Below are 26,518 nucleotides of genomic sequence, written 5' to 3' on the forward strand. Positions count from 1 at the left end.
AGGAAATCAATATCATGACGATTATGCCGCTGGAAGATCGCATCGCGATGCAGGACCTGATGACCGCTTATTGCTATGCGGTGGACAAGCTCGATGATATTGATGGTTTGTTGTCGTTGTTCACCGAAGATGCGGTGCTCGACTTTAACAAGATCGGTTTGCCGGTGATGAATGGTCATGGCGACATTCGCGCGTTTTTTGATCGCGTATTCGCGGATATGAGCCACCACGCGCATTACATCACCAACTTCCGTCCGGAAGCATTTGGTGGCGATACGGCAGTGATGTCGGCCTATGTCATCGGCCTTGGTCGCGCCAAGGATGGCAATGAAGTGGCGGTGAACGTTCAGTACAAGTTTGAAGCCGTGCGGACCGCCGGCGGCTGGAAGGCCAAGCGCTATTCGATGTTTGCGATGATGCCGCTGCCGGGTTCGTTGACCGAAATTCATGGCGAACATTGATCCGCATTAAGTGATTGCAAACAAATAATTATGCCCTGCCGGATGAGGAGCCGGCTCCACATTAGGAGTTAACATCATGGCTACCAATCTCGAAATGCCCAAGGTCGACAAGACCTTTCCCAGCTCGACCAAGGCGGAAATGCCTAAGGCGCGCGGGGACAAAATCACGGGCGACCGTTATTATTCCAAGGATTTCGCCGAGCGCGAATGGGAACATATGTGGAAGCGCATCTGGCACGTCGGTGGCCGGGTGGCTCAGCTTCAAGATGCGGGCGATTTCGTCGTTCACAATTTCAAGCATGAATCCGTCATGATGGTGAAGCAGGAAGACGGGTCGATCCGGGCTTTCTTCAACGTCTGCATGCATCGCGGCAATCGCCTTGTCGCGGTGGAAGAGGGCGGCGTTGCCGGTCATTTCACCTGCACCTATCATGGGTGGAAATGGGGCATCGACGGTGGTCTTGACTGGGTGCAGGATGCCGAGGATTTCCCACAGGGCAATCCCTGCGGCAAGCTGCATTTGAAGGAACTGCCGTGCGACACATGGGGCGGTTTTATCTTTTGGTCGTTCGATCAGAACGTCAAGCCGTTGATGGAATATCTTGATCCGGTGCCGGAATTGCTCGGCAATCGCGACCTTGAGAGTTACACGCGCGTCGTATGGCGCACGTTGCGGGTCAACACCAACTGGAAATTTGCTTCGGACAATTTCAACGAAGCCTATCACATTCCATCAGTCCATCCGCAGTTTCAACCGATGATCGACGATCATTATTCGACCACGGTTTTCGAAATGTACCCATCGGGCCACAACCGGATGGTGGAAAAGCTACAACCGTCCAGTCGTTGGCCGGATGCCCATGTGGTCAAGCCGTTATGGGCGGAAGTGCTGAAGGAATGGGACATCAATCCGGCGGACTTTGAAGGTCGGGCGCAGGATGGGCGCAAGGCCTTGCAAGAGGCTCGTCGCCGGTTGGGGCCGGGACGTGGCTTGACCTATTTCGACAAGCTGACGGATGATGAGTTGACCGATCAGTTCCATCATACTTGCTTCCCGAACCTGACGCTGACCGGTACGCCGGAAGGTCTGCACGTTTTCCGCACCGAACCTGATGCCGAAGATCCCAATTGGTCGACGTTCGATTATTGGTATCTGGTGCCTAAGGTCGAAGGCGCAAAGGAAGTGGCCACCTTGTACGGCATGCGTCCGTATCAAGAGGCAGAGCATGAAAACGGTAGCTTTGATGATTATCAGGCCGAAATTGCCCAAGGTGACTTCCTGACGCAGGATCTGTCCTTGGCTGAAACGCAGCAGCGTGGCCTGCGGTCGATGGCATTTGAGGATGCGTATCTTGCTGGGCAGGAAACGCGCGTGCGGCGCTTCCATGAAGTGATCAACGACTATCTGGAGGGTCGGCGTTAAGCCGACCCTTTGGGTCACAAATAAATAAGTTTGGGAAATATAATATGACCAGCAAGATTCTTGACCGTCGGCAATTGCTTGCCGGGGCCGGTATCGCCGCCGTGGCGGTGACGACGGCTGCATGTTCGAAGTCGGACAAGGGCACGGAAGGCAAATGGGACCATGAAACCGATGTGTTGTGCATCGGTTCTGGTGCCGCTGCCTGCGGTGCAGCCGTTGGGGCATTGGATAATGGCGCCAAGGCCTTGCTGGTCGAAAAAATGCCCTTGCTGGGTGGCACGACGGGCAAATCGGGTGGCGTGACGTGGATTTTCAACAACCATGTGCTGCGTGAGCAGGGCATCAAGGATGAAAAGCAGGACGCGCTGAAATATCTCGTGCGCTATGGCTTCCCGCGCCAATATGATCCGAACAGCCCGACCTTGGGGCTGGATGAAATCCGCTACAAAACGGCAGAGGCCTTTTACGACAATGGCGCGGCGACGATTGATCGGCTGAGCGAGATCGAAGCCATCAGCTTCAAGCAGTTCCGCATGTTCCATGTCGATCGGCCTGCGCCTGATTATGCCGACCATCTGCCTGAAAATAAGGTGCCGGTCGGTCGCGCGTTGGAGCCAGCCGTCGGTGCCGGTTCGTCGCAAGGGGGAAGCAGCCTTGCGGCCCAGCTTGAAAAATGGCTGCGTGGCAAGAATGTGCCGATCATGACCGATACTCGCGTGACCCGCATCTTGCGCAATGACGACCGCGTGATCGGGGTTGAGGCGGAACAGGGCGGCAAGACGATCCGGATCAAGGCCAATAAGGGCGTTGTTTTCGGTTCGGGCGGCTATGCGCACAATGTCGATCTGTGCAATCTGCACCAGCCTGCCGTCTATGGCGCATGCGCCTTGCCGGGATCGACCGGCGATTTCATCAGCCTTGCGGGCGATATTGGCGCGAAAATGGGTAGCCTAGGCCTTGGATGGCGGACGCAGGTCGTGCTGGAAGATGCGCTGGCCAACCGTGCTATCGGTCTTGGTGCGTTCGTATTGCCGGGGGATTCGATGATCCTCGTCAACAAATATGGCAAGCGCTGCGTCAATGAAAAGCGGGATTATAACGACCGTACGCAGGCGCATTTCCCTTATGATCCGTCGCGCGAAGAATATCCGAACCATCTGATGTTCATGCTGTTCGATCAGCGGTCGATCGATGCCTTTGGCGGGGCGTTCCCATTCCCGGCCAATAAGGGTGAACAGCCCTATCTGATCGAAGCGCCGACCCTTGATGCGCTGCAAGCCGGGATTGCCCAGCGTCTGGCCAAGCTGGAAGCGCATACCGGCGGCGTGCGCCTTGCACCGGAATTCGGCGCCAATATGAAGGCGGCGATTGCCAGCTTCAATAATTTCGCGGTGGCGGGCAAGGACCCTGAATTCAATCGTGGCGAGCATCTCTATGATCGCGAATGGCATGAAGTGTTCTCGCCCCGTCGCGCAGGCACGACCCAGCCAGCCAATCCCTATCCCAACAACACCATGCACCCGATAGCGGCCACCGGGCCATATTATGCGCTGATCCTCGCGCCGGGCGCGTTGGATACGGCAGGCGGGCCGCTGATCAACGAACATTCGCAGGTGCTTGGGGCTGGCGACAAGCCGATTTCCGGGCTTTATGGCGCGGGCAATTGCATTTCCGCCCCGACTGGCCAAGCCTATCTGGGCGCAGGCGGCACGATTGGACCGGCGTTGACCTTCGGGTTCATCGCAGGCAAGCATGCGGCTACCAAGGGGGCATGATCATGCATGATATGATGAAGTCCGGCATGGCCGCGATGACGTTGCTGGCGCTGGCGGCCTGTTCAGGTGATAAGCCTGTGGCCGAGGCTAATAATGAGGCGCAAGCCCCGGCGGCGGCATCGTCCTATTTCGTCAATGAGATCGTGCCGATCTTTCGCCAGAAATGCGCGACCTGCCATTTGACCGGTTCGGAAGCTGGCCAGATGGCGCTGACCCCGGACAAGGCTTGGGAAAGCCTCGTCAATGTCGCGTCGATTGAGGCGACGGATAAGAAGCGCGTGGTCCCCGGCAATCCGGATGCGAGCTATCTGGTGATGAAGCTGGAAGGCAAGCATCTTGAAAATGGCGGTAGCGGTGCGCGCATGCCATTTGCAGCACCGCCATTGCCATTGGAAGAGGTCGCGAAAATTCGCGAATGGATCGCCAAGGGGGCTGAAAAATGACGATGAAGATCGACGCAGGTAAAACCTCGCTTGATGGCCGGGTGGCCATCGTCACCGGTGCCGGGATGGGCATGGGTGAGGCGACCGCCCGGTTGATGGCGGCGCGTGGTGCCCGTGTCGTTCTGGCCGATGTGAACGCGCAAGCGGTGGAGGCTGTTGCGGCTTCCATCCGCGATGCAGGCGGCGATGCAGTGGCCACGGTTGCGAATGTCGCGGATGAAGTGGCGGTCGCGGCGATGGTGGCATTTACCGTCGGCCATTATGGGCGGCTCGATTGCGCGGTTAACAATGCGGCGATTTCGCCGGATAACGCGATGATCGCGGATGCGGACATGGATGTTTTCGACCGAGTGATCAGCGTCAATCTGCGCGGCGTAATGCTGTGCATGAAATATCAGATCGCTCAGTTGCTGAAACAGGGTGGCACCGGTTCGATCGTCAATATCGGTTCGGTCAGTTCGGTCAGGCCACAGCCCTATAATGCGGCTTATACTGCGGCCAAGCATGGCGTGATCGGCCTGACAAAGGTGGGTTCGCTCGAATATGCGGGCAGGGGCATTCGCGTGAATGCGGTGCTGCCCGGTTCGATCCGCACGCCAATGCTGGAACGCGCACTGGGCGATGCGGACCTCCGGGAAGAAGATTTCGCGCCGTCGCTCAGCCTTTTTGGCCGGTTCGGCGAGCCGGGTGAGGTGGCGGAGGCCAGCGCATGGCTGTGCAGCGATGCGGCCAGCTTTGTCACGGGCCATTCGCTCGCGGTCGATGCGGGCTATTTGACCCGCTGATCATGAACAAGAGACAAAAAAAGGGGGCGGTCCATGATGGATCGCCCCCTTTTTTATGTGCGGAATGTCGCAATCAGATCGCGGTGAAGCCGCCGTCGATCACCAATTCGCTGCTTGTCACGAAGCTCGCGGCTTCGGAGCAGAGATACACAACCCCGCCGCCCAGTTCGTCCGGACGACCCATGCGGCCAATTGGATGGGAGCGGTTGACGCCTTCCAGCGCGACATCGAGGCTCGGCACAGCGCCGATTTCGACATAGCGGTTGAGGATCGAATTGAGCATCGCCGTCTCAATCCCGCCCGGATGGACCGAATTGACGCGGATGTTGTAACCAAGCGCCGCGAATTCGATGCCGAGGCATTTGGTCAGCATCCCCACCGCCGCCTTGCTGGTGCAATAGGCCGCGTTGAACGCCGCGCCATTCTTGCCGCCGACCGACGAGAAGTTGACGACCGATGCGCCGCCCTTGCGGGCCTTGCCGCCTTCTTTCAGCATCGGCAGCATGGCCTGAATGCCGATGACCATGGAATCGACATTGATCGACTGGACGCGCTGCCATTCGGACAAGGGCGAATCCTCGAACTTCACCACGATCGAAAAACCGGCGTTGTTCACCAGCGCATCGAGGCGGCCATAGGTCGTGGCCACAAAATCAGCGACGCGCTGCCATGCGGCAGCATCGGTCACGTCATGTTGCAGATAATGATCGGCGGTCAGGTCTGTGGCAGATGCGGCAAGATCAGTCGCGATGACAGTGGCACCGGCGGCTTTCAGCGCCTTGCACAATTCACGGCCAATGCCACCGGCTGCGCCGGTGACGACCGCGATGGTATCGGGAAGGGCGATAGTCATATAACTCTCCTGATAGCCTTGCGGCTTATTGTGCCGTCCAGCCGCCATCCACGACCAGTTCGGAACCGGTCATGTAGCTGGCGTCATCTGATGCAAGGAACGCGATGGTTGCCGCGATTTCCGACGGTTCGGCCACGCGGCCAAGCGGGGTCATCTGATCGAGCGTGGACAGCAATTCCTGCGCAGTGGAGGCGGTGTTCAATTCCGCAGCGCGGTCAAAGCCTTCTTGCAGCAATGGCGTGCGAACAAAGCCCGGATGTACGGAATTGACGCGGATGCCCATGCCCTTGCGCGCGAATTCCAGCGCGGTCGCCTTGGTGAACAAACGTGCCGCACCCTTGGATGCGTTGTACGGCGAGGCTTCGATCCAGCCGACAAGGCCCATGATCGAGCTGATATTGACGATCGATGCGCCGCCACGGGTTTTCTTGCCGGTTTCCGACATCAAAATCGTGCAATGCTTGGTCGCGAGGAACAAGGCGTCGCTGTTGACCGACATGACCCGGCGCCATGTTTCGAACGGCATGGTTTCGACCGGGCCGATGCCGTCGATGCCGGCATTGTTGACGAGAATGTCGAGCCGACCGAAATCGCGCCGCACGGATGCGGCAGCGGCTTCCCACTGTGCTTCATCCGTGACGTTCAGCTGGATATAGCTGCTTGCCTGACCAAGCTGCTTGAGCGTGGCCTGCACATCCGCATCATCCGGCGCCTTCAAATCGGCGATGATGACTTCTGCACCTTCTTCGAGCAAGCGTTCGACCGTGGCAATGCCGATCCCGCGCAAGCCGCCTGTGACAAGGGCGACGCGTCCTTCAAGCCGCTTCATACGCCCATCGTCCCTGCTGTAGTGGCACCATCAATGACATATTCAGCGCCCGAGATGAACGCAGCTTCGTCCGAAGCGAGAAAGGCGACAAGGCCGGCTACTTCTTCGACCTTCGCCATACGGCGCATCGGTGACATGGCTTCATAGGCCTTGCGCGTGGCGACCGGATCTTCCTGCTGGTTGATCAGATTGGTGATCATGGCCGTTTCGACCACGCCGGGCAGGACCGCATTGACGCGAATCTTAGTGCCGGTGAGGGCGCAATGAATGGCGGAGGATTTGACGATGGCGCACACGGCGGTCTTGGTGACCGAATAGGCAAGGAAATTGCCCATCGCGCGATTGGCGTTCATCGAACTGTTGACGATGATCGAGCCGCCCGAACCTTCCGGGTTCTTTTTCATCGCGCGCATTGCATGTTGCACGGTCAGCATCACGCCGGTCTGGTTGACGGCGATGATGTTGTTCCAATTATTAACGTCGATTTCTTCGATATTGCTATCGCCCGCTTCCATGCCGGCATTGGCAAAGGCGATGTCGAGACGGCCATAAAGCTTGTGGAGTTCTTCCATCAATACCGGCCATGCATCGGCATTCTGCACGCGATGGGGGTGAAAGCTGGCGCCGGTTTCAGCGCATAATGCGGCGGCAGCTTCGGCGTTGGAGCCGGTGAAGGCCACTTTTGCGCCCTCGCTTGCGAGCCTGCGGACAGCGGCGGCACCGATCCCCGACGTCCCGCCGGTGATGAGTGCAACCTTACCTTCGAGCCTTTTCGACACGTGCAAAATCTCCTAAATTATATCCCGTTGGATGACTGGCCGATTTCACAGCAGAAATAACCTATGCTTTCGGCAAGGTGACTATGTGGCCCGCGATGGCCAAGTTGCAATTCATATGCAGAAATATCTGTTGGTGGAGGATTTAATGGCAGATTTAGACCCCAAATCCGGCGGCGGCGCAAACCGTTGCGACGGAATCAGTTGGCAGGAATTGATGAATATCGATTCTCGGCCTGCGCCAGACTTTCTGGTGGAAGAACATTATACCTATCGCGGGTCTGATCCTTTGGCTGCTACGCGCTATACGAGTGAGGAATTCGCCAAGCTCGAGCGTGAACGCATGTGGCCTTATGTGTGGCAGTTTGCCGCGCGCGAAGAGGATATTCCCGAAGCTGGCGATTACATCGTCTATGAAAATGTCGGTCGCTCCTATCTCGTGACGCGTCAGGAAGATGGCTCGATCAAGGCCGTGCATAATATCTGTCTGCATCGTGGCCGCAAATTGCGCGATACCGACGGCAATGCCGATCAGTTCGTCTGCCCGTTCCACGGCTTTACGTGGAACAAGGACGGCAGCTTCCAGAAAATGCCCTGCAAATGGGATTTCGAGCATCTGACGAACGAAGAATTGCAACTGCCGGAGGCCGAAATCGGTCGCTGGGGCGGTTATATCTTCCTGCGTGAGGAAAAGGGCGGGCCGAGCCTTGAAGAATATCTCGCGCCACTGCCGGAGCATTTCAAGCGCTGGCGTCATGAAGAATGCGTCACCGCCATGTGGGTCGCCAAGGAAGTTTCGGCCAATTGGAAGGTCGTGATGGAAGCCTTTATGGAGGCATGGCACACGATCGTCACCCATCCGCAGCTCTTGCCGTTCACCGGCGATTGCAACGGGGCCTATTGGACCTGGGGCGACAATGTGAACGTCAACAACACGCCGTTCGGTGTGATGTCGCCGCACCTCAGCCGGGATGGCAAGTCGGAACAATGGATCGTGGACGAGTTCGTCAAATATAACGGTCGTTCCGCCGACAGCTATTCCGAAGATCCGTTCGCTGTCACCGTGCCGGAAGGCATGACGGCACGTGCTGCACTCGGCGCGGCGATGCGTGAAGCCTATACCAAGATGTCGGGCTATGATCATGAACATGCCACCGATGCGGAATTGCTGGATGGTCTGGTCTATAATGTGTTCCCGCATTTCGCGCCTTGGGGCGGGTTCATGCCGAACATCGTCTATCGCTGGAAGCCGGGCAAGACGCCGGACACCTGCATCATGGAAGTCCGCATTCTGACCCGCGTCCCCAAGGGCGAACCAATGCCGCGCGGCGCGCAGATGCGCATGCTGGGCAAGGATGAACCTTGGACGGCGTGTAAGGAAATCGGCATTCTGGGCGATGTGTTCGAACAGGATATGGAAAACCTGCCTTTTGTACAGGATGGCCTGCATTGCTCGAAGAACGGCAAGGTGCATCTCGCCAATTATCAGGAAATCCGCATCCGCCATTTCCACCAGACGATGGACAAATACATCTCCGGTGAACTGGGGGGCTGGAAGAAGTGAGCGAAGAGCAACGGCCAAAGCGCGTCAATTGCGTCCTGATTTGCGGGGGCGTCTGGCATGATATGGACTTTGCCCGGCTGGAGCTTTTAAAGCTCCTGTCGGAAGAGCAGCGCGTCCGCACCCGGGTGTTCGAAGATTATGAGAACATCGAGGCGATCAACGAAGCCGATATCATCATCACCTATACCTGCGATGTCACGCCTTCCTTGGCGGCGCAGGAGGCGTTGAAGGCATGGCTTGAAAAGGGCGGTCGCTGGTATGCGCTGCACGGGACCAATTCCGTGCTGCGCTTGCTGGATAACGGCCTGTGGGATGCCCCGCGCTGGGCACCTTTGTTCATGGATATGATCGGTTCGCAATTCCTGACGCACCCGCCGATTGCGCCTTATCTGGTGACGGTTGCTGATCCGGAACATCCGCTGGTGAAGGGCGTAGAGCCGTTTGAAACCACGGATGAGCTTTATCACCTCGAATGCCATGGCGATTTGCATGTGCTGTTGGAAACCGAATGCACTGTCCCGGGAACGGGCTTTGTCGAGGCGGCAGACGCGATTGGCACCCAGCCGGTCTATTATATCAAGCAGCATGGCAAGGGCGCGGTATTGTATCTGACCCTGGGCCATTGCCGTGGCCATTATGACCTGCAACCGATGGCCGATTGGTGGCCGACGGTTGATCGTTGTGCATGGGATCTGCCGGTCTTTTACGATCTGCTGCGTCGCGGCATAGATTGGCTGAAAGAAGGCAAATAAGCCTTTTTATAAGCTGCATCATTGATGACATGAAAAAGGGCGGGAGAAATTCCCGCCCTTTTTTGTAGCTGTTGATGTTGGGGTGGGGGTGATTAACCCCGCAAGCCCCTTGTTTCTGGCCGCGTTTAAGCCGCGTGGCGGTCCAGCGTGGCGATCGGCGATTCCGGCCAGCGGGATAGCATCAGCAAACGCTTGTGGCCATGGCCGATGATGAGTTCATCCGTCACGCCCATGCCGCCATGCAATTGCATCATTTCATGGCCCAATGGCACTGCCGCCTGCGCGATGAAGGCGCGTGCGCCATCAATCGCCTTTTGCGAGGACGCGAGGTCGAGAGGGTCGGTCATCGCCGCGAAATAGAGCAGGGAGCGCGATTGTTCGAGCGCCGAATATTGCGCGACCATCCGGTGTTGCAGTGCCTGAAAACTCGCGAGCGGCTTGCCGAATTGCTTGCGGGTCCGCAGATAATCCTGCGTTTCCGCAAAAATGCGCTCCATGATGCCGAGCATCTCTGCGCTGCGGACAAGCGATGCGTCGAGTTGGGCTGAGGCCAGCGCCTGTGCCCCGCCATTCAGGAAATGTGCAGGCGGGACGCTGACATTATCAAGCGTGAGGATGCCAGCAACGCTGCCATCAACCGTGCGCCATGATGTGACCGACAGGCCTGGCGTGTCTGCTTCGACCAGGAACAGGGCAATGCCCGCTGGGTCAAAGGGCGTGCCGGAAATGCGCGCGCTGACGAGATAGGCATCGGCACCGATGGCGGCGATGACCGCCGATTTTTCGCCGTTCAATATGGCATTGCCATCGATGATCTGCGCGGTGGTTTCGACCCAATTCGCATTGTCGCGGGCATTGGCCTCGGCATGGGCGACGGCGAGACGGCGTTCGCCCATCACCAGCGATTCGATCCATGCGGCCTTCAAATCATCCGGCGCGCTGCGTTCGAACAAGCTACCCGCCAGCACGACGGATTCGGCAAGCGGTTCAACGACAAGGCCGCGACCCAATGCTTCAAAAATGGTGATCATGCCGGTTCGGCCCACGCCAATTCCGCCATTGTCTTCCGCAAAAGGGGCTGCGATAAGGCCTAATTCGCCCATCAGCGCCCAATTCTCTGGCGAGAAGCCTTGAGGATGGGCAAGATAGCCCCGCCGCCGTTCAAGGTCGTAATGGTCCGTGACGAAACGTTCCGCCACTGCCTTCAGCATTTCTTCGTCTTCGCTCAGGTCAAAATTCACTGGTTGTCGCCACAATATGATTTTTACTAAATTTGGGTCTAATACTTTCGTTGGGACATAGGGCGCTCATCAAAAGGCTAGGCTATTTGAAATGGCGTGTCGTAAGGTCTATAATTATCTAGGTGTGGGATGAATGGAAAAGAATTTGAAGCCGATCCTAGAGCAAGCGCATATCAATGCAGTACGTGTAACCGGGCCGGGTGATATCCGGCGCGCGGCAGAGGCGTTCCATCATATCGCTTATGATCTGGCCCAAATGCGCGTTGCCATCGCTCATGACATTGCGGACAAACGGACGCCAGTCGATGAAAAGGGGGCGATTCTTGCACATGAAGTGTTTGGTTGGCCGGATGATGAGCGGGTATGGTGGCGCAACTCCCGCATTGCGTTGGATTCGCCGATCACGGCGGCCTGCCGTTTCGAGAGCGAGCCGTTCTGGGTAAATCCCGAGGGTTTTCACTCGCGGCTTACGAATAATTATCTCAACCTGATCGCGCTTAATAATTTTGAACAACGGGCGTTGACGCGCTCGGCGCTGGTCGTGCCGGTGCATCTGCCGTTCGGACAGATTGGCGTTGTCAGCTATAATCCGGTTGATCGCACGCGGATGGATTTGTCGGAGGAGTTTGAGGTGAATGGCGATGCGCTCGGCATTTATGCCCGGACCTTTATCGCCAGCTATGTGCAAGTGACGAGCGAGGCGCAGCGCCTGCCGCCCGGCACCAGATTGTCGAAGCGTGAGGTGGAATGCCTTCGCTGGGCCGCGATTGGCAAGACCGACCTTGAAATCAGCATGATTATCGGGCGCAGTCGCGCGACCGTGCGCTTCCATATCCACAACGCGTCAATCAAATTGGATGCGGTCAATCGCAGCCAGACCGTCTTCAAAGCAGCGCAGCTTGGCTATATTTCCTTGAGCCAGTTGTCATCTTGATCGCGCGGCAGGGGCGTTGTCCCTGTCTGACAAGCTGCATGACAAGATAATGGGCTATTGCCCGATGTGCCTTTAATTTGGTTTTTCAACGCTTTTCCGTTTGTTCAGGTGCAACTGCCCCCTATCCGAAAAGACAACCCTAGCGTTTTTAGGAGTCTCGTCAGGTTGGTTTTTCCGGCTTTAGTGCTGGCTACGGAATCAGGAGTATGCCCGAGATGCGGCCAATCGCCGAAGGATTGTTCACCGACGAAATGCCGCCACGGCTTGTGGGCGGTCGTCACCTTACCACGGGACGCATTGTATTCCCTTGCCCGCCGGGCAAGGCGTACGAGCCTTATCCGCTGGGGCGGAGCGGCACGGTCTGGTCGTATACGATTCAGCGCTATCGTCCGAAATCGCCGCCCTATCTGGGGCCGGAAGCGTTTCGCCCTTGGCCGGTGGCCTATGTCGAATTGCCGGGCGAGGTGATCGTCGAGGCGCGGCTTACCAATGTGGCGTTCGAAGATATCAAAATCGGCATGCCAGTTGAACTGGTGCAGATCCCCCTTGATCCAGATGCGCCGGATTCGGTGCTGATCCCTGCATTTCAACCGGTCGGAGACAAACAGTGAGCGACGTTTGCATTGTCGGCATCGGCATCCATCCTTTTGGCCGCACCGATGGCCTGTCCGGGATGGAGCAGGGGGTGTATTCCGTCCAACAGGCGATGAAGGATGCCGGTGTCGAATGGGCCGACATTCAATTCGCCTATGGCGCGTCGGATTCTGCCGGTAACCCGGATACGATGGTGGAAAATCTCGGCCTCACGGGCATGCAGTTCATCAATGTCCGCAATGGTTGCGCGGCGGGTGGGTCGGCGCTGTTTTCGGCGCAGATGGCGATTAAATCGGGTGAGTTCGATCTTGGCCTTGCGGTCGGTTTCGACAAGCATCCGCGCGGCGCGTTCAACGCCTTGCCGTCGGAATATAATCTGCCGGAATGGTATGGCGAAGCGGGCTATATGATCACGACGCAGTTTTTTGCGGCGAAGGTCACGCGCTATATGCATGAACATGGCATTTCGCCGACCAGCCTTGGTCGCGTGGCGGAAAAGGCGTTTCGCAATGCGGTGCATGCGCCCCATGCGTGGCGGCGTGAACCGGTCGATCTTGAAACGATCATGAACGCACCGTTGGTGAGCGATCCCTATACCAAATATATGTTCTGCTCCCCGGCAGAAGGCGGCGTTGCCCTGATCCTCGCGAGCGAGAAGAAAGCGCGTGAACTCGGCAAGCCGTTCATCCGCCTGAAGGCCGCGACGATGCGGACGCGCCCGCCCGGTTCGTTCGAGGTGTTCGCCCCGTCGATCGACATCAAGCGTGGTGGTTCGGCGACGAATATCGCGTCGCGCGATGCCTTTGCGATTGCCGGTATCGGCCCGCAGGATATTGCGGTCGCGCAGTTGCAGGACACCGAAGCCGGTGCCGAAATCATGCATATGGCCGAAAACGGCTTTTGCAAGGATGGCGAACAAGAAGCATGGCTGGCTGAAGGTCGGACGGAAATCGGCAGCCAACTGCCGGTCAATACCGATGGTGGCTGTCTTGCCTGTGGCGAACCGATCGGTGCATCGGGCCTGCGTCAGGTGTATGAAAATGTGGTCCAGCTCCGTGGCGATGGCGGCGGTCGGCAGGTCCCGAATAACCCGAAAACCGCTTATAGCCATGTCTATGGCGCGCCCGGCGTGTCTGCGGTTACGATATTGGAACGTTGATGGATTGCGATTTTTCTTCTGACGAACTGGCGTTTCGCGATGAGGTGCGGGCTTTTCTTGCGGAAAACCTGACCGAGGAAATGCGTAAGTGCGCGGCGGCTACGCCGTCGGTCTTTGTCGAGCCGGATATTGGTCAGGTCTGGAATGCCATTTTGAACAAGCGGGGTTGGCTCGCTTATCAATGGCCGGTGGCCTATGGCGGTCCGGGCTGGACCCCGACCCAGCGTTATATCTTTGAAAAGGAATGCGCGCTTGCGGGTGCGCCGACCTTGACCGTGCTCAGCCTCAAGCTGTTGGCACCGGTGATTTATAATTTCGGCACGCAAGAGCAGAAGGATTTCTATCTGCCACGGATCCTGTCGGGTGAAGATTATTGGTGTCAGGGCTTCTCCGAACCGGGTTCGGGGTCTGACCTTGCCTCATTGCAATGCCGCGCCGAGCGGGTGGGCGACAAGTACATCATCAACGGTTCGAAAATCTGGACGACCCACGCCCATCATGCGAACCGCATGTTCTGTCTTGTCCGCACATCCACCGAAGGCAAGCCGCAGGCGGGCATCAGCTTTGTCCTGCTGGAAATGGATCAGCCGGGCGTGAGTGTCAGCCCGATCTTGACCCTTGCCGGGGATCATGAGGTCAATCAGGTGTTTTTCGACAATGTCGAAATCCCTGTGTCCGCACGCGTTGGTGAAGAAGGGGACGGGTGGAAGATCGCCAAGTTCCTGTTGGAAAATGAACGGGGCGGTTCCTGCCTCGCGCCGCGCCTGTTGGCCGATCTGAGCACGATCGAACAGGCCGCCGCGCATGAGCCGGATGGCAAGGGCGGCAAATTGGCCGATGATGTCGACTGGAAGCGTCGTCTGGCGTCGGTGCGCCTGTCGGCGCAGTCGCTTGAAATCATCGAGCTGCGGATTTTGGCCGATGTGGCCAAGGGCCGCTTGCCGGGGCCGCAGACGTCGCTGATCAAGATGCTGGCATCCTCAATTCGTCAGGATGTGGATTTGCTGGCGGTTGACCTTTATGGCCATGCCGGGCTTCAGCTTGATACCACCCGGCCACTTTATGGCCCGGATGCGCCCGTGTCGCCGCTGCATTCCAGCGGCGCGCAGCTCGCCAGCCCGCGCTATTTGAATAGCCGTGCATGGACCGTTTTCGGCGGCACCAATGAGGTGCAGGCCAACATCATCGCCAAAACTGTGTTGGGCCTGTGAGAGCCTGAAGGAAGAGGATCGACAAGATGCAATTGAGCCGAGACGCGTTACTGCGCGCATATCGCCAGATGAAGGTGATACGCGAATTCGAAGAGCGACTGCACACTGAAATCATGACCGGCGAAATCGCGGGTTTCACCCATTTGTATTGCGGTCAGGAAGCTGTCGCGGTTGGGGTGTGCGAGCATCTCGATAGCGTCGACAAGATCATTTCGACCCATCGCGGCCATGGCCATTGCATCGCCAAGGGCTGTGATGTCCCGACGATGATGAAGGAAATCTGGGGCAGCAGCGAAGGCACGTGCAAGGGCAAGGGCGGTTCGATGCATATCGCCGATCTCGATCACGGCATGTTGGGTGCGAACGGCATTGTTGGCGGCGGCGCACCGATTGCTGTCGGCGCGGCGATGGCGGCCAAGATCGATGGCAAGGGCAAGGTTTCGATTGCATTTTCCGGCGACGGCGCGTGCAACCAGGGCACGACCTTTGAAGCGATGAACATGGCGGTTGTCACCAAGGCACCGTGCATTTTCGTGTTCGAAAACAACCATTATTCCGAACATACCGGCGTCGATTATGCTGTCGGCACCAATCTGGACATCGCTAGCCGTGCGGAAGCATTCGGCATGAAGGTCTGGCGCGGTAATGGCGTCGACTTCTTCTCGGTCCATGAAACCATGCGCGAAGTGCTGGAATATGTGCGCGCGGGTAATGGCCCTGCGGCGGTCGAATTCGACACCGAGCGCTTCTTCGGCCATTTCGAGGGCGATCCCCAGCGTTATCGTGGCGAGGGCGAACTCGACCGGATTCGCGATGAACGCGATTGCTTGAAGATTTTCCGTGAAAAGGTCACGCAGGCGAAATTGCTTGAAGGCGCAGATCTTGATGCGGTTGATGCCGATGTCATGTCCCTGATCGAAGCGTCCGTCGAAGGTGCGCGTGCAGCGCCCCGTCCGACGGCCGAAGATGTCCTCACCGACGTCTATATTTCGTACTGATTGGGGAGAGACTGACATGGCAAACATGATGTATCGTGAAGCAGTGCTCCGGACCATTTTCGAGGAAATGGAGCGCGATGAGAATGTGGTGATGCTCGGCGAAGATATCGTCGGCGGCATGGGCACCGCAGGCGGCCCGGAAGCCATTGGCGGCATCTGGAGCACGTCGACCGGCCTGTTCGGCAAGTTCGGCGCGAACCGCGTGATCGACACCCCGATTTCGGAAAGCGCCATTATCGGCGCGGCCAATGGTTTGGCCTTGTCGGGCAAGCGCCCGATTGCCGAACTGATGTTCGCCGATTTTATCGGCGTGAGCCTTGACCAGATATGGAACCAGATGGGCAAGTTCCGCTATATGTTTGGCGGCAAGAGCAAATGCCCGGCGGTTGTCCGCATGGCCTATGGTGCCGGTTTCAACGCCGCGCCGCAGCATAGCCAGTCGGTGCATTCGCTGTTGACCAGCATGCCGGGTTTGAAGGTCGTGATACCATCGACCCCGGCGGATGTGGTCGGTCTGTTGCGCACCGCGATCCGCGATGACGATCCCGTGATGTTCCTTGAACACAAGGCGCTTTATGCGACCAAGGGCGAGGTGCCGGACGGCGATTATACCATTCCTTTCGGTCATGCGCGCCTTACCCGTGCAGGGCAGGATGTCACCATCGTCACTTGTGGTCTGATGGTTGGTTTCTGCGAACGCGTGGCGGACAAGCTGGCCAAGGAAGGCATTGGTTGCGATGTCATCGATTTGCGCACGACCAGCCCATTGGATGAAGAAGCGATCCTCGATTCGGTGGAGGTGACCGGTCGTTTGATCGTGGTGGACGAAAGCACGCCGCGTTGCTCCATCGCGACCGACATCGTCGCTTTGGTCGCTGAAAAGGCATATTCCAGCCTCAAGGCGCCGTCCGTGATGGTGACGCCGCCGCATACGCCGGTGCCGTTCGCGCGCGAACTGGAAAGCGCCTATCTTCCCTCGACGGACAAGATCGAGGCGGCAGTCCGCAAGATCTTGGCCTGGCGCTGATTAAGGACAGGTCCATGGCCAATATTCGCGCATTCACCATGCCCAAATGGGGCATCGAAATGACTGAAGGCACACTCGCGGAATGGATGGTGCAAGAGGGCGAAGCCTTCAAGCGCGGCCAGACCCTGTGCCTGATTGAAACCGACAAGATCACCAACGAAGTCGAGGCCGAGTTCGACGCTGTGTTGCGTCGGGTCATCATCCCGGCGGGTGGCGATGTGCAGCCGGTGGGGGCATTGCTCGCGATATTTGCAGATGCAGATGATAGCGACGCCGACATCGATGCGTTTATGGGCAATTTCAAGGCGGCAGACACCAGCGTTGCCGCGCGTCAATCGGACGATGCGGCCCCTGCGCCTGCGCCGGTTGCCGCCAGTGCCGCGCCTGCGCCTGCGCCCACGCCCAAGAAGATCGAGACCAACCGTCCGATCAGCCCGGAAGCGTTGAAGCTTGCGGAACTGCGTGGTGTCGATCTCGATCCGATCGAAGGCTCTGGCCGTGGCGGTCGGATTACCTATCAGGACGTCGATCAAGCGAGCCGCAGCGCATCTGCCCCGGCATTGCTGGGCGTGGCGGAACTGCCGCTCAATCTTGATGGATTTTACGCATCCCCGCTCGCCAAGCGATTGGCGGCCATGCACAATGTCGATCTGTCCAAGGTCAAGGGCAGTGGCGCACGCGGTCGTATTTCCAAGGCGGACGTGCTGGCGCTCGTGCAGCCCGCGGCACCGGCAGCCGCCGGTTTCCTCGCGCCCGCAGCGCCGGTCGATAACCGCCCAACGATCGTGCCGATGGACAAGATCCGCAAGGTCGTGGCTCGTCGTCTGACCGAAGCCAAGCAGACCATCCCGCATTTCTATCTGCGCATGAATGTGCGGGTGGATGAATTGCTGGCGATGCGGAAAACGGCCAATCTCGTGCTGGGGACCAAGGCATCGATCAATGATTATCTGATCCGTGCCGTGGGCGTGGCGCTGGCGCGTCATCCTGATGTCAATGTGCAGGTCCATGGCGATACGATTCATCACTTTGCCCATGCGGATGTTTCGGTTGCCATCGCATCGCCCAAGGGGCTGGTGACGCCGGTTGTGCGCGCGGCGAATACGCTGCGGGTCGACCAAATCGCCGCTGCCACCAAGGGGTTGATCGCCAAGGCCGAAAGCGGCAAATTGTCGTTTGCGGATATGGAAGGCGGCACTTTCTCGGTGTCGAACCTTGGCATGTTCGGGCTGGACCAGTTCGATGCGATCATCAATCCGCCGCAGGGCGCGATTTTGGCGGTCGGCGGGATCAATAAGGTCGCTGCCGAAGGCGAAAATGGCCAGGTGCGTTTTGAAAGCCGGATGGGCCTGTCCCTGTCTTGCGATCACCGCGCGATTGATGGCGCGGCGGGGGCCAAGTTCCTCGCGACGCTGAAGGGCCTGATTGAAGCGCCGGAAGGCTTGTTCGCCTGACAGGCACGTTACTGAGTTCATGAAAAAGGCCACCCCGAACCGTTCGGGGTGGCCTTTTTTGTGTCTCTTAACGCGCCGTCATCCCTGCATTCCCTTAACGTCATCCCCGCGCAGGCGGGGATCCAGACAGGGCGGACCGTCACGGGATGTACATCCCTCGATGCGATGGTGCGTCTGGATTCCCGCCTGCGCGGGAATGACGAGGGAAGAAGTGTAAGGCTCAGATCGAACCCTTGGCCTTGCAGGCGGCGATAATTGGGGTCGGATCGAAATAATAAGGACGAATTTCGCAAGCCTTGCCATCGCGGAACAGGAACATTTCGCACAGATGCGCGGGGGCGAGCTTTGGATCAGCGAACTGGAACGACAGCACGACCACGGCATAATCGCCGCCAGCGGTGATCGCTTCGATCTTAAGCCCGGCGACATCCATCATGCCCATGACCTTGGAATAAAGGTCGCGCAATGCGGTGCGGCCCTTGTACACGCCCGCCATTGGCAGGGTGTCGGCTTCGGTGATGAAAAAATCATCGGTCAGCATCGTTTCCGCGAGATCGAAATCACCCACGCCGGTGGCGGCATAGAGGCGGTTGACGAGGTCGACAGTTTCTTCATTTGTCATTGTAAGCTCTCCTTGTAGGTGATGCCGACAGTTCCCTTTTGCAGCGAAAATACGCACCTAGTGCTATGGCTAGCTGCCCTAAGGGGGCTGCGGAGGGGCATAGACCACACATGACTCGCCATATTATACTTGCCTCGCGCCCAACGGGCGTGCCGCTGCCGGAAAACTTCCGGTTGGAGGATCGTCGCGATCCGGTTTTGGGCGCGGGGGAGTTCCGTGTCGAGACGAAAGTCTTTTCGCTGGATGCCGCCATTCGCGGCTTTCTGGATGATCGGCCCAGCTATTTGCCGCCGGTGGAATTGGGTGAACCCGTGATGGGCATGTCGCTCGGCGAGGTCGTCGAATCCAACAATGAAGATTTTCCGGTGGGCAGTTATGTCCGCGCGCTGGCGACATGGTCCGAGCGTTATGTTCTGACGCCATCTGCATTGGGTCTGGAAACCGTCCATCCCGCACCGGGCGTGCCGCTTGAAAATTACATGGGCGTGCAAGGGCCGGTGGGCCTGACCGCATGGGTCGGCATCAATGTGATCGGGCAGGTCAAGCCGGGCGAGACCGTGCTGATCAGCGCGGCGGCGGGCGCGACCGGCAGCACGGCGGGGCAGATTGCCAAATTGAAGGGCTGCAAGGTCATCGGTCTGGTAGGCAATGCCGATAAGGCCAAGACGATCCTCGATCTCGGTTTCGATGCGGCGATCAACTATCGCGACGAACCTGATCTTGCGGCGGCGATCAAGGCGGCGGCGCCGGAGGGCGTGGACGTTTATTATGACAATGTCGGCGGCGAAACGCTGGAAACCATCCTGCCGTTGATGCGGATGCATGGCCGTGTTGCAGTGTGCGGGATGATTGGCCAGTATAATGACGCCGATCACCCTTATGGGGTGAAGACATTGTGGCAGCTCGTCGTCAATCGGATCACGATGCGCGGCTTCCTCACTTATGACCATCAAGAGCATCTGGCGCAGGCCCAGCAAGAGTTGGACGGCTGGATTGCATCGGGGGCGTTGAAGCCGCTGGCGAATGTCCGTCACGGGCTGGAGCGGGTGCCGGAAGCCTTTATCGATCTGATGTCGGGGAAAACGACCGGCAAGACCATGGTCACGGTTTGATCGCTGCATTGGCTGATTTCATCATTGTCTGATAAATGGTCGCTGTCTGAATAGGAGAGAGAAATGATTTTTGTTGCTGGCGCGATGAACATGAAGCCCGAAACAATTGACGCATTTGTCCGCGATGTGGCCGCGATGCGCCCCACAGTGCTGACCGAGCCGGGCTGCATTCATTATTCTTTGCTGGTCGAAGATGCGGCCACCGGCCTTGTCAACGTGCTGGAGCAATGGGAAAGCTATGAAGCCTTGGTCGAGCATCTGAAGATGCCGTGGATCGTCGAGTTTTTCGGCAAGCATGGCGGCAATATGACGGCATCGACGATTGAGGTTTTTGACATCGCCGGTACGCGCCCATTGCCGAGCATGTGAGGTGAGTGCGCTGGCGAACCTTCCGATCAGGCAGATTGCCTATTTCGTGCCGGATGTGCGGGCGGCGGCGCTGGCGCATCATCGCCTGTTCGGTTCCGGCCCGTATTTCGTGGCCGAGCATATTCCGTTGCGCCGCGCCGTCCATCGCGGGGTAGAGCGCACGCTCGATCACACTTCGGCTTATGGCCAATGGGGCGAGCTGATGATCGAATTCGTCCAGCAGAATAATCCCGGCCCATCCGCCTTTCACGACATGTATCCGGAAGGCGCGGGCGCGAGCGGCATTCATCACATCGCCTTGTTCGTCGACGATGTGCAGGCTGAAATCGCCCGGTTCAATGCGGCAGGGCATGAAACGGCGCTTTATGCCGAAATGGCCGATGGCTTTGCGTTTGCGTTTATGGACACCGTGGCGGTGGCAGGGCATATGGTGGAAATCTACCAGCCGCTGCCGCAATTGACGGGTTTTTACGATATGGTGGCCCAAGCGGCCAAGACATTCACCGGGGAAGGGGTGATTACCGACATCAGCTTTGGCTGATATGGGTGCGCCTTGTTTCGGTGAAATTACGATGATGAGACTGGAGAATTACGAATGGTAACCCCCCGCGCAATCGAAGTGGCCGACCGGGTCGAAAAGTTCGTCCGCGACGTCATATTCGCTTATGAAAAGGACCCGCGTTGCGGCTTTCACGGGCCGAGCGACGATCTCGTCATGGAAATGCGCGCCAAGGCGAAGGCAGCGGGCGTATTGACCCCGCATATCCTGCCCGATGGTTCCCATTTGACCCAGCGTGAAACGGCGGAAGTGCTGATCCGTTCGGGCCTGTCGCCACTGGGACCGCTCGCCTGTAATACGATGGCACCGGATGAGGGCAATATGTATCTCCTCGGCCATGTCGCCTCGGAAGAGCAGAAGGCGCATTTCCTTGCGCCTTTGGTGTCGGGTGAGGCGCGCTCGGCCTTTTTCATGACCGAACCGGCGGAAGATGGCGGCGCGGGTTCCGATCCGATGATGATGCAGACCACCTGCCATCAGGATGGCAATCATTGGGTGATCAACGGTCGCAAGGCGTTCATCACCGGGGCCGAAGGCTCGAAGGTCGGCATCGTCATGGCCAAGTCTTCGGATGGCGCCTGCATGTTCCTTGTGGACCTGCCAGACCCTGCGATCACGATTGAGCGCGTGCTGGATACTATCGATAGCTCGATGCCGGGCGGCCATGCGGTCGTGCAGATCAAAAATCTCCGCGTTTCGGCGGATCAGATGCTCGGCCAATCGGGCGAGGGCTTCAAATATGCCCAGATCCGTCTGTCGCCCGCGCGTCTGTCGCACTGCATGCGCTGGTTAGGTGCCTGCATCCGCGCGCAGGAAATCGCCACGGCTTATGCGTGCAAGCGTCATGCGTTCGGCAAGCCATTGGTCGATCATGAAGGCGTTGGCTTCATGCTGGCGGAAAATATGATCGATATTCAGCAGTCGAAGCTGATGATCGATTGGTGCGCGGGCGTGCTTGATACCGGGTCGCTCGGCACGTCGGAAAGCTCGATGGCCAAGGTCGCCGTATCGGAAGCGTTGATGCGCATCGCCGATAAATGCGTGCAGGTCATGGGCGGCACCGGCGTGACGCAGGATACGGTGGTGGAGCAGGTGTTCCGCGAAGTGCGGGCGTTCCGTATTTATGACGGCCCGACCGAAGTTCACAAATGGTCACTCGCGAAGAAGATCAAGCGCGAAAACAAGCTGGCGTTGGGCGCATGAGCGCAGGTGCTGGAGAGAATGCGGGCACGACCGAGGTCCGCGAGGGCTTTAGCTTTGATGTCGCCGCGCTCACCGGCTGGATGGAGGCCAATGTCCCCGGTTTTGCAGGGCCGATCACGGTCGAGCAATTCAAGGGCGGCCAGTCCAATCCGACCTATAAGCTGGTGACGCCGACCCATGCCTATGTCCTGCGGCGCAAGCCGCCGGGGCAGTTGCTGAAGGGCGCCCATGCCGTCGAACGCGAGGCCAAGGTGCTGACCGCGCTCGGCAGCGTCGGCTTCCCGGTCGCGCATGTCTATGGGCTTTGCACCGATGAAAGCGTCATCGGCACATGGTTCTATGTGATGGACATGGTGGAAGGGCGGATCATCTGGGATGCGACATTCCCCGATGTCAGCCGCGAAGATCGTCCGGCCTATTTCGATGCGATGAATGCGACGCTCGCGCAGTTGCACAGCGTCGATTATGAGGCGGTCGGCCTTGGCGATTATGGTCGTCCCGGCAATTATTTCGAGCGTCAGATCGGCCGTTGGTCGAAGCAATATCTGGAAGATGCAGACGCCGGGCGCGACCCGCATATGGATAAGCTGATCGCATGGCTGCCCAATGCCATTCCCGATGATGGCGATTTGACCAGCGTGGTGCATGGCGACTTCCGCTGCGATAATATGATCTTCCATCCGACTGAACCCAAGGTGCTGGCGGTGCTGGATTGGGAATTGTCGACATTGGGCCATCCGGGCGCGGATTTTGCCTATAATGCGATGATGTATCGGATGCCGCCGCATATCGTGGCCGGGCTATATGGCGCTGACCTTGAGGCGCTGAATATCCCGAGCGAAGAAGAATATCTCGGGGCCTATTGCCGTCGCACCGGGCGTGCGGCGATGCCGGCATATGATTTCTACATCGCGTTCAACTTCTTCCGTCTCGCGGCCATTTTCCATGGCATCAAGGGCCGTGCGATCCGTGGCACCGCCGCGTCCGCACAGGCCAAGGAACGCGCCGCCAGCTTCCCCGAATTGGCACGCATTGCTTGGGAACAAGCTGTCCGCGCAGGCGCACAATAAACATTTCTCAGGAACGGCCAGACATGATGAAAATCGCAATATTGAAAGAGACCGCCGCCGGTGAACGCCGCGTGGCCGGGACGCCTGAGACGGTGAAGAAGTTCAAGGCATTGGGTGCGGAGTTGGTGGTCGAGACGGGCGCAGGCGCTGCGTCCTCGATTGCCGATCAGGCCTATGTCGATGCGGGCGCAACGGTCGTTGGCCGTGCGGACGCCATCAAGGGCGCGGACATTCTCCTCGGCGTGCAGGGGCCAGATCCCGTTTCGCTCGACGGCGTGAAGACGGGCGCGTGGATCGTGGCCGGGTTGAACCCGTTTGGCGAACGTGCGCGGGTCGATGCCTATGCGGGCCTTGGCGTCGATGCGCTGGCGATGGAATTCATGCCGCGCATCACGCGCGCGCAGTCGATGGACATTTTGTCGTCCCAGTCGAACCTGTCCGGCTATAAGGCCGTGCTGGATGCGGCGGGTGCCTATGACCGCGCCTTTCCGATGATGATGACGGCGGCAGGCACGGTGTCTGCGGCGCGTGTGTTCGTCATGGGCGTTGGTGTTGCCGGTTTGCAGGCGATTGCAACCGCGCGGCGTCTGGGCGCGCAGGTGTCGGCCACGGACGTGCGTTCCGCGACGCGGGAGCAGATTGAATCGCTTGGTGCCAAGGCGATCTTCGTCGATGACGTCAAGGGGATCGAGGGCGAAGGTTCGGGCGGCTATGCCACCGAAATGTCCGATGAATACAAGGCGGCGCAGGCCGCGCTCGTGTCATCGCATATTGCCAAGCAGGACATCGTCATCACCACCGCGCTTATTCCGGGACGTCCGGCACCGCGCCTGATTTCGGACGCCCAAATTGCATCGATGCGGTCCGGCAGCGTGATCGTCGATCTCGCGGTCGAACAGGGCGGCAATGTCGAAGGCGCGGTTGCGGGCGAGATTGTCGAACGTCATGGCGTGAAGATCGTCGGCCACAAGAATGTACCGTCACGGATTGCGGCGGATGCATCGGCCTTGTTCTCGCGCAACCTCTTCAACTTCCTCTCGGCATTCTGGGACAAGGACGCTGGTCGCCCCAATCTGCCGGATGAAGATGAAATCACCAAGGCCATCCGCCTGACCCATCAGGGCAAGGTTGTGAATGAACGGCTTTTGTCCGCCTGATTATGCAAGACGCCAAGGAAATGCAGGTCGATAGCATAATCTGCATTTCAGGTGGCGACGTTCCAATGCCGCGATCGGCGCAGCGTCATCACCGATAGATGAGTGGAGAAATGATATGTCCGACCAGTTCGATCTTGTAGTGCTTGGCTCTGGCCCGGGCGGTTATGTGGCGGCGATCCGTGCGGCACAATTGGGTCTGAAAACCGCGATTGTTGAACGCGAGAGCCTGGGCGGCATCTGCCTCAACTGGGGCTGCATTCCGACCAAGGCGCTGCTGCGTTCGTCGGAAATCTATCATTACATGCAGCAGGCCGAGAAATATGGCCTCTCGGTTGAAAAGCCGGGGTTCGATCTGGCGAAGGTCGTCGCGCGTTCGCGTGGCGTTGCCAAGCAGCTTAATCAGGGCGTGACCGGCCTGATGAAGAAGAACAAGATCACCGTCTATTTCGGCGATGGCAAATTGACAGGCAAGGACACGCTGGCCGTCACCAAGGACGGGCAGGTGACGAATGTCTCGGCCAAGAACATCATCCTCGCGACCGGTGCGCGCGCCCGCGATCTGCCGTTCGCCAAGGCGGATGGGCAGCGCATCTGGACCTATCGCCATGCGATGACCCCGCCGGAAATGCCGACCAAGCTGCTCGTCATCGGCTCGGGCGCGATCGGGATCGAGTTCGCGAGCTTCTATAATGACATGGGCGCAGCCGTGACCGTGGTGGAAATGCTCGACCGGATCATGCCGGTGGAAGATGCGGATGTGAGCGAGTTCATGCTCAAGGCATTGACCAAGCAGGGCATGGATATTCGGCCTTCAACGGGCGTGCAGGCGATCAAGACCGATGCCAAGGGCGTCACCGCCGAGATCAAGGGCGCGGACGGCAAGATTACCTCGGAAGAGTTCAGTCATGTCATCGTCGCGGTCGGGATCGTGCCGAATACCGAGGCCATCGGGCTGGAGGCGCTGAACATTGCGACGGATCGTGGCCATCTCGTCACCGATGCATTTTGCCGCACCAATGTGCCGGGCGTGTACGCGATTGGCGATGTGACCGGTGCGCCATGGCTCGCGCATAAGGCGAGCCATGAAGGCGTGATTGCGGCGGAACATATCGCGCAAGCGCTGGGCAAGAACGCGCATCCGCATGCGATGGACAAGGCGAACATCCCGGGTTGCACCTATTGCCATCCGCAGGTCGCCAGCGTTGGCATGACCGAGGCCAAGGCCAAGGAAGCCGGGTATAAGGTCAAGGTCGGTAAATTCCCGTTCATCGGCAATGGCAAGGCGATTGCGCTGGGCGAGGCCGAAGGGTTTGTCAAAACCGTGTTTGATGAGGCGACCGGCGAATTGCTCGGCGCGCATATGGTCGGCGCGGAAGTGACCGAGCTGATCCAAGGCTATGTCGTCGGGCGCACGCTGGAGACGACCGAGGTCGAACTGATGCAGACGGTGTTCGCGCATCCGACGATCAGCGAAGCGATGCATGAAAGCGTGCTCGCCGCTTATGGCCGGGCGATACATATTTAACGCGCCAGCGTCTTTAAACGGGTAATCGAAAGGGGGTCGGTACGGATGTACCGGCTCCCTTTTTTATGTTCGGTCCACATGTTGGACATCAATGCGTACATATAGAATCCGCATGCAGATTCGCGCTCCATGCGCGCCTCAATTGCGAGGATAAATTTCAACTCACATGTTGAATGAGTCGGGGGGTGCTGCCGCTTCTGGAAACTATATACCTATAAATTATTGTTTTAACGTGGAAATTTCGCATTTTTAGATTTCGGCTTTAGCCGCTTGCGCGCCTGAAAAAAGGTGATAAGATTAAGCCAATCGACTTAATGTTGTTGTGGCGCAAGAATCTGCCGATTCGAATCCATGTTGATATGAAGTCTATTGCGGCGATGTCTGCAGCGAATACATGGCGTGAAAAATAAAAAATTACAGCTTTAAGTATTAAAATAGGAGAGTGTTATGTCGATGGAAACGGGACTTATATTCCACCCATATATGCGTCCGGGCCGCACGGCGCGGCAGACCTTTGACTGGGGCGTGCAGAATTCGGTGCATTGCGACAAGGTGGGTTTCACCTCGATGCTGATTTCGGAGCATGCGTCGCAGATTTGGGAGAATATTCCCAATCCCGAAC

26 protein-coding genes are annotated in these 26,518 nt (G+C 58.2%); 21 read left to right on the forward strand and 5 right to left on the reverse strand.

Going from position 1 to position 26,518, the window contains the following annotated elements:
- The first annotated feature begins 14 nt into the window (after positions 1–14).
- From K6117_RS14170 to K6117_RS14190, 5 genes are all read left to right on the forward strand, one after another.
- The gene (locus K6117_RS14170; RefSeq protein ID WP_221796702.1) at positions 15–461 is read left to right on the forward strand and encodes a nuclear transport factor 2 family protein; all 447 of its coding nucleotides are present in this window, start codon (positions 15–17) and stop codon (positions 459–461) included.
- Positions 462–537: 76 nt separating this feature from the next.
- Complete coding sequence (locus K6117_RS14175; RefSeq protein WP_221796705.1) at positions 538–1,884, forward strand: aromatic ring-hydroxylating oxygenase subunit alpha; 1,347 nt, start codon at positions 538–540, stop codon at positions 1,882–1,884.
- 44 nt (positions 1,885–1,928) lie between these two features.
- Entirely contained in the window at positions 1,929–3,659 is a 1,731-nt protein-coding gene (locus tag K6117_RS14180) for an FAD-dependent oxidoreductase (RefSeq protein ID WP_221796708.1), read from the forward strand.
- A gap of 2 nt (positions 3,660–3,661) precedes the next feature.
- The gene (locus K6117_RS14185) at positions 3,662–4,102 is read left to right on the forward strand and encodes a hypothetical protein (protein ID WP_246605124.1); all 441 of its coding nucleotides are present in this window, start codon (positions 3,662–3,664) and stop codon (positions 4,100–4,102) included.
- A complete protein-coding gene (locus tag K6117_RS14190; RefSeq protein WP_246605125.1) occupies positions 4,099–4,887 on the forward strand; it encodes an SDR family NAD(P)-dependent oxidoreductase in 789 nt (262 codons plus the stop codon). The genes K6117_RS14185 and K6117_RS14190 overlap by 4 nt, the downstream gene beginning before the upstream one ends.
- A gap of 73 nt (positions 4,888–4,960) precedes the next feature.
- Here K6117_RS14190 and K6117_RS14195 read toward each other — a convergent pair whose 3' ends face one another.
- The 3 genes from K6117_RS14195 to K6117_RS14205 are packed head-to-tail and all read right to left on the reverse strand — an operon-like array spanning position 4,961 to position 7,348.
- Positions 4,961–5,740, reverse strand: a complete 780-nt coding sequence (locus tag K6117_RS14195) for an SDR family NAD(P)-dependent oxidoreductase (protein ID WP_221796711.1) — start codon at positions 5,738–5,740, stop codon at positions 4,961–4,963.
- 25 nt (positions 5,741–5,765) lie between these two features.
- The gene (locus K6117_RS14200) at positions 5,766–6,569 is read right to left on the reverse strand and encodes an SDR family NAD(P)-dependent oxidoreductase (protein ID WP_221796714.1); all 804 of its coding nucleotides are present in this window, start codon (positions 6,567–6,569) and stop codon (positions 5,766–5,768) included.
- Positions 6,566–7,348 (reverse strand): SDR family NAD(P)-dependent oxidoreductase, encoded by a 783-nt coding sequence (locus K6117_RS14205; RefSeq protein WP_221796717.1) that lies wholly within the window; start codon positions 7,346–7,348, stop codon positions 6,566–6,568. The genes K6117_RS14200 and K6117_RS14205 overlap by 4 nt, the downstream gene beginning before the upstream one ends.
- A gap of 145 nt (positions 7,349–7,493) precedes the next feature.
- Between K6117_RS14205 and K6117_RS14210 the strand changes: the two genes are divergently transcribed.
- Both K6117_RS14210 and K6117_RS14215 read left to right on the forward strand, forming a co-directional pair.
- Positions 7,494–8,909: an aromatic ring-hydroxylating oxygenase subunit alpha gene (locus K6117_RS14210; RefSeq protein WP_221796720.1), complete on the forward strand. Its 1,416-nt coding sequence runs from the start codon at positions 7,494–7,496 to the stop codon at positions 8,907–8,909.
- Positions 8,906–9,661, forward strand: coding sequence for a ThuA domain-containing protein (locus K6117_RS14215; RefSeq protein ID WP_343211803.1), 756 nt, complete (start codon positions 8,906–8,908; stop codon positions 9,659–9,661). Before K6117_RS14210 ends, K6117_RS14215 begins: the two co-directional genes overlap by 4 nt.
- A 125-nt stretch (positions 9,662–9,786) precedes the next feature.
- Here the strand turns inward: K6117_RS14215 and K6117_RS14220 are convergent, their stop codons facing one another.
- Positions 9,787–10,902, reverse strand: coding sequence for an acyl-CoA dehydrogenase family protein (locus K6117_RS14220; RefSeq protein ID WP_221796723.1), 1,116 nt, complete (start codon positions 10,900–10,902; stop codon positions 9,787–9,789).
- Positions 10,903–11,035: 133 nt separating this feature from the next.
- Here K6117_RS14220 and K6117_RS14225 point away from each other — a divergent pair, with 133 nt between their 5' ends.
- The 7 genes from K6117_RS14225 to K6117_RS14255 all read left to right on the forward strand — a co-directional run bounded on the left by K6117_RS14225 (position 11,036) and on the right by K6117_RS14255 (position 18,279).
- Positions 11,036–11,836 (forward strand): helix-turn-helix transcriptional regulator, encoded by an 801-nt coding sequence (locus K6117_RS14225; protein ID WP_221796726.1) that lies wholly within the window; start codon positions 11,036–11,038, stop codon positions 11,834–11,836.
- 215 nt (positions 11,837–12,051) lie between these two features.
- Positions 12,052–12,447, forward strand: coding sequence for a Zn-ribbon domain-containing OB-fold protein (locus tag K6117_RS14230; RefSeq protein WP_221796729.1), 396 nt, complete (start codon positions 12,052–12,054; stop codon positions 12,445–12,447).
- Positions 12,444–13,589: a thiolase family protein gene (locus K6117_RS14235; RefSeq protein ID WP_343211804.1), complete on the forward strand. Its 1,146-nt coding sequence runs from the start codon at positions 12,444–12,446 to the stop codon at positions 13,587–13,589. The genes K6117_RS14230 and K6117_RS14235 overlap by 4 nt, the downstream gene beginning before the upstream one ends.
- Positions 13,589–14,800, forward strand: coding sequence for an acyl-CoA dehydrogenase family protein (locus K6117_RS14240; RefSeq protein ID WP_221796732.1), 1,212 nt, complete (start codon positions 13,589–13,591; stop codon positions 14,798–14,800). Before K6117_RS14235 ends, K6117_RS14240 begins: the two co-directional genes overlap by 1 nt.
- A 26-nt stretch (positions 14,801–14,826) precedes the next feature.
- The gene (locus K6117_RS14245) at positions 14,827–15,798 is read left to right on the forward strand and encodes a thiamine pyrophosphate-dependent dehydrogenase E1 component subunit alpha (RefSeq protein WP_221796737.1); all 972 of its coding nucleotides are present in this window, start codon (positions 14,827–14,829) and stop codon (positions 15,796–15,798) included.
- Between the two features lie 16 nt (positions 15,799–15,814).
- Positions 15,815–16,825: an alpha-ketoacid dehydrogenase subunit beta gene (locus K6117_RS14250; protein ID WP_221796740.1), complete on the forward strand. Its 1,011-nt coding sequence runs from the start codon at positions 15,815–15,817 to the stop codon at positions 16,823–16,825.
- 14 nt (positions 16,826–16,839) lie between these two features.
- A complete protein-coding gene (locus K6117_RS14255; RefSeq protein WP_221796743.1) occupies positions 16,840–18,279 on the forward strand; it encodes a dihydrolipoamide acetyltransferase family protein in 1,440 nt (479 codons plus the stop codon).
- 220 nt (positions 18,280–18,499) lie between these two features.
- Here K6117_RS14255 and K6117_RS14260 read toward each other — a convergent pair whose 3' ends face one another.
- Positions 18,500–18,901, reverse strand: coding sequence for a nuclear transport factor 2 family protein (locus K6117_RS14260; protein ID WP_221796746.1), 402 nt, complete (start codon positions 18,899–18,901; stop codon positions 18,500–18,502).
- Positions 18,902–19,011: 110 nt separating this feature from the next.
- Here K6117_RS14260 and K6117_RS14265 point away from each other — a divergent pair, with 110 nt between their 5' ends.
- The 7 genes from K6117_RS14265 (at position 19,012) to lpdA (ending at position 25,896) form a co-directional block, all read left to right on the forward strand.
- Positions 19,012–20,013: an NADP-dependent oxidoreductase gene (locus K6117_RS14265; protein ID WP_221796749.1), complete on the forward strand. Its 1,002-nt coding sequence runs from the start codon at positions 19,012–19,014 to the stop codon at positions 20,011–20,013.
- A gap of 63 nt (positions 20,014–20,076) precedes the next feature.
- Positions 20,077–20,382 (forward strand): putative quinol monooxygenase, encoded by a 306-nt coding sequence (locus K6117_RS14270; protein WP_221796752.1) that lies wholly within the window; start codon positions 20,077–20,079, stop codon positions 20,380–20,382.
- A 1-nt stretch (position 20,383) separates the two neighbouring features.
- Entirely contained in the window at positions 20,384–20,923 is a 540-nt protein-coding gene (locus K6117_RS14275) for a VOC family protein (protein WP_343211805.1), read from the forward strand.
- Positions 20,924–20,977: 54 nt separating this feature from the next.
- The gene (locus tag K6117_RS14280) at positions 20,978–22,144 is read left to right on the forward strand and encodes an acyl-CoA dehydrogenase family protein (protein ID WP_221796754.1); all 1,167 of its coding nucleotides are present in this window, start codon (positions 20,978–20,980) and stop codon (positions 22,142–22,144) included.
- The gene (locus tag K6117_RS14285) at positions 22,141–23,214 is read left to right on the forward strand and encodes a phosphotransferase (RefSeq protein WP_221796757.1); all 1,074 of its coding nucleotides are present in this window, start codon (positions 22,141–22,143) and stop codon (positions 23,212–23,214) included. Before K6117_RS14280 ends, K6117_RS14285 begins: the two co-directional genes overlap by 4 nt.
- 26 nt (positions 23,215–23,240) lie before the next feature.
- Positions 23,241–24,371, forward strand: coding sequence for an NAD(P) transhydrogenase subunit alpha (locus K6117_RS14290; RefSeq protein WP_221796803.1), 1,131 nt, complete (start codon positions 23,241–23,243; stop codon positions 24,369–24,371).
- A gap of 115 nt (positions 24,372–24,486) precedes the next feature.
- Complete coding sequence (gene lpdA, locus K6117_RS14295) at positions 24,487–25,896, forward strand: dihydrolipoyl dehydrogenase (RefSeq protein WP_221796760.1); 1,410 nt, start codon at positions 24,487–24,489, stop codon at positions 25,894–25,896.
- Positions 25,897–26,518: the final 622 nt, after the last annotated feature.

This window comes from Alteraquisediminimonas sediminicola (assembly GCF_019740335.1).
GTDB classification, from domain to species: Bacteria; Pseudomonadota; Alphaproteobacteria; order Sphingomonadales; family Sphingomonadaceae; genus Alteraquisediminimonas; species Alteraquisediminimonas sediminicola.

Excerpts from the sequence above, each read along its gene's own strand:
- K6117_RS14170 (WP_221796702.1), top strand. The coding sequence starts at position 15 with ATGACGATTATGCCGCTGGAAGATCGCATCGCGATGCAGGACCTGATG.
- K6117_RS14175 (WP_221796705.1), top strand. The coding sequence starts at position 538 with ATGGCTACCAATCTCGAAATGCCCAAGGTCGACAAGACCTTTCCCAGC.
- K6117_RS14180 (WP_221796708.1), top strand. The coding sequence starts at position 1,929 with ATGACCAGCAAGATTCTTGACCGTCGGCAATTGCTTGCCGGGGCCGGT.
- K6117_RS14185 (WP_246605124.1), top strand. The coding sequence starts at position 3,662 with ATGCATGATATGATGAAGTCCGGCATGGCCGCGATGACGTTGCTGGCG.
- K6117_RS14190 (WP_246605125.1), top strand. The coding sequence starts at position 4,099 with ATGACGATGAAGATCGACGCAGGTAAAACCTCGCTTGATGGCCGGGTG.
- K6117_RS14195 (WP_221796711.1), bottom strand. The coding sequence starts at position 5,740 with ATGACTATCGCCCTTCCCGATACCATCGCGGTCGTCACCGGCGCAGCC.
- K6117_RS14200 (WP_221796714.1), bottom strand. The coding sequence starts at position 6,569 with ATGAAGCGGCTTGAAGGACGCGTCGCCCTTGTCACAGGCGGCTTGCGC.
- K6117_RS14210 (WP_221796720.1), top strand. The coding sequence starts at position 7,494 with ATGGCAGATTTAGACCCCAAATCCGGCGGCGGCGCAAACCGTTGCGAC.
- K6117_RS14225 (WP_221796726.1), top strand. The coding sequence starts at position 11,036 with ATGGAAAAGAATTTGAAGCCGATCCTAGAGCAAGCGCATATCAATGCA.
- K6117_RS14230 (WP_221796729.1), top strand. The coding sequence starts at position 12,052 with ATGCGGCCAATCGCCGAAGGATTGTTCACCGACGAAATGCCGCCACGG.
- K6117_RS14240 (WP_221796732.1), top strand. The coding sequence starts at position 13,589 with ATGGATTGCGATTTTTCTTCTGACGAACTGGCGTTTCGCGATGAGGTG.
- K6117_RS14245 (WP_221796737.1), top strand. The coding sequence starts at position 14,827 with ATGCAATTGAGCCGAGACGCGTTACTGCGCGCATATCGCCAGATGAAG.
- K6117_RS14250 (WP_221796740.1), top strand. The coding sequence starts at position 15,815 with ATGGCAAACATGATGTATCGTGAAGCAGTGCTCCGGACCATTTTCGAG.
- K6117_RS14255 (WP_221796743.1), top strand. The coding sequence starts at position 16,840 with ATGGCCAATATTCGCGCATTCACCATGCCCAAATGGGGCATCGAAATG.
- K6117_RS14260 (WP_221796746.1), bottom strand. The coding sequence starts at position 18,901 with ATGACAAATGAAGAAACTGTCGACCTCGTCAACCGCCTCTATGCCGCC.
- K6117_RS14265 (WP_221796749.1), top strand. The coding sequence starts at position 19,012 with ATGACTCGCCATATTATACTTGCCTCGCGCCCAACGGGCGTGCCGCTG.
- K6117_RS14270 (WP_221796752.1), top strand. The coding sequence starts at position 20,077 with ATGATTTTTGTTGCTGGCGCGATGAACATGAAGCCCGAAACAATTGAC.
- K6117_RS14280 (WP_221796754.1), top strand. The coding sequence starts at position 20,978 with ATGGTAACCCCCCGCGCAATCGAAGTGGCCGACCGGGTCGAAAAGTTC.
- K6117_RS14285 (WP_221796757.1), top strand. The coding sequence starts at position 22,141 with ATGAGCGCAGGTGCTGGAGAGAATGCGGGCACGACCGAGGTCCGCGAG.
- K6117_RS14290 (WP_221796803.1), top strand. The coding sequence starts at position 23,241 with ATGAAAATCGCAATATTGAAAGAGACCGCCGCCGGTGAACGCCGCGTG.
- lpdA (WP_221796760.1), top strand. The coding sequence starts at position 24,487 with ATGTCCGACCAGTTCGATCTTGTAGTGCTTGGCTCTGGCCCGGGCGGT.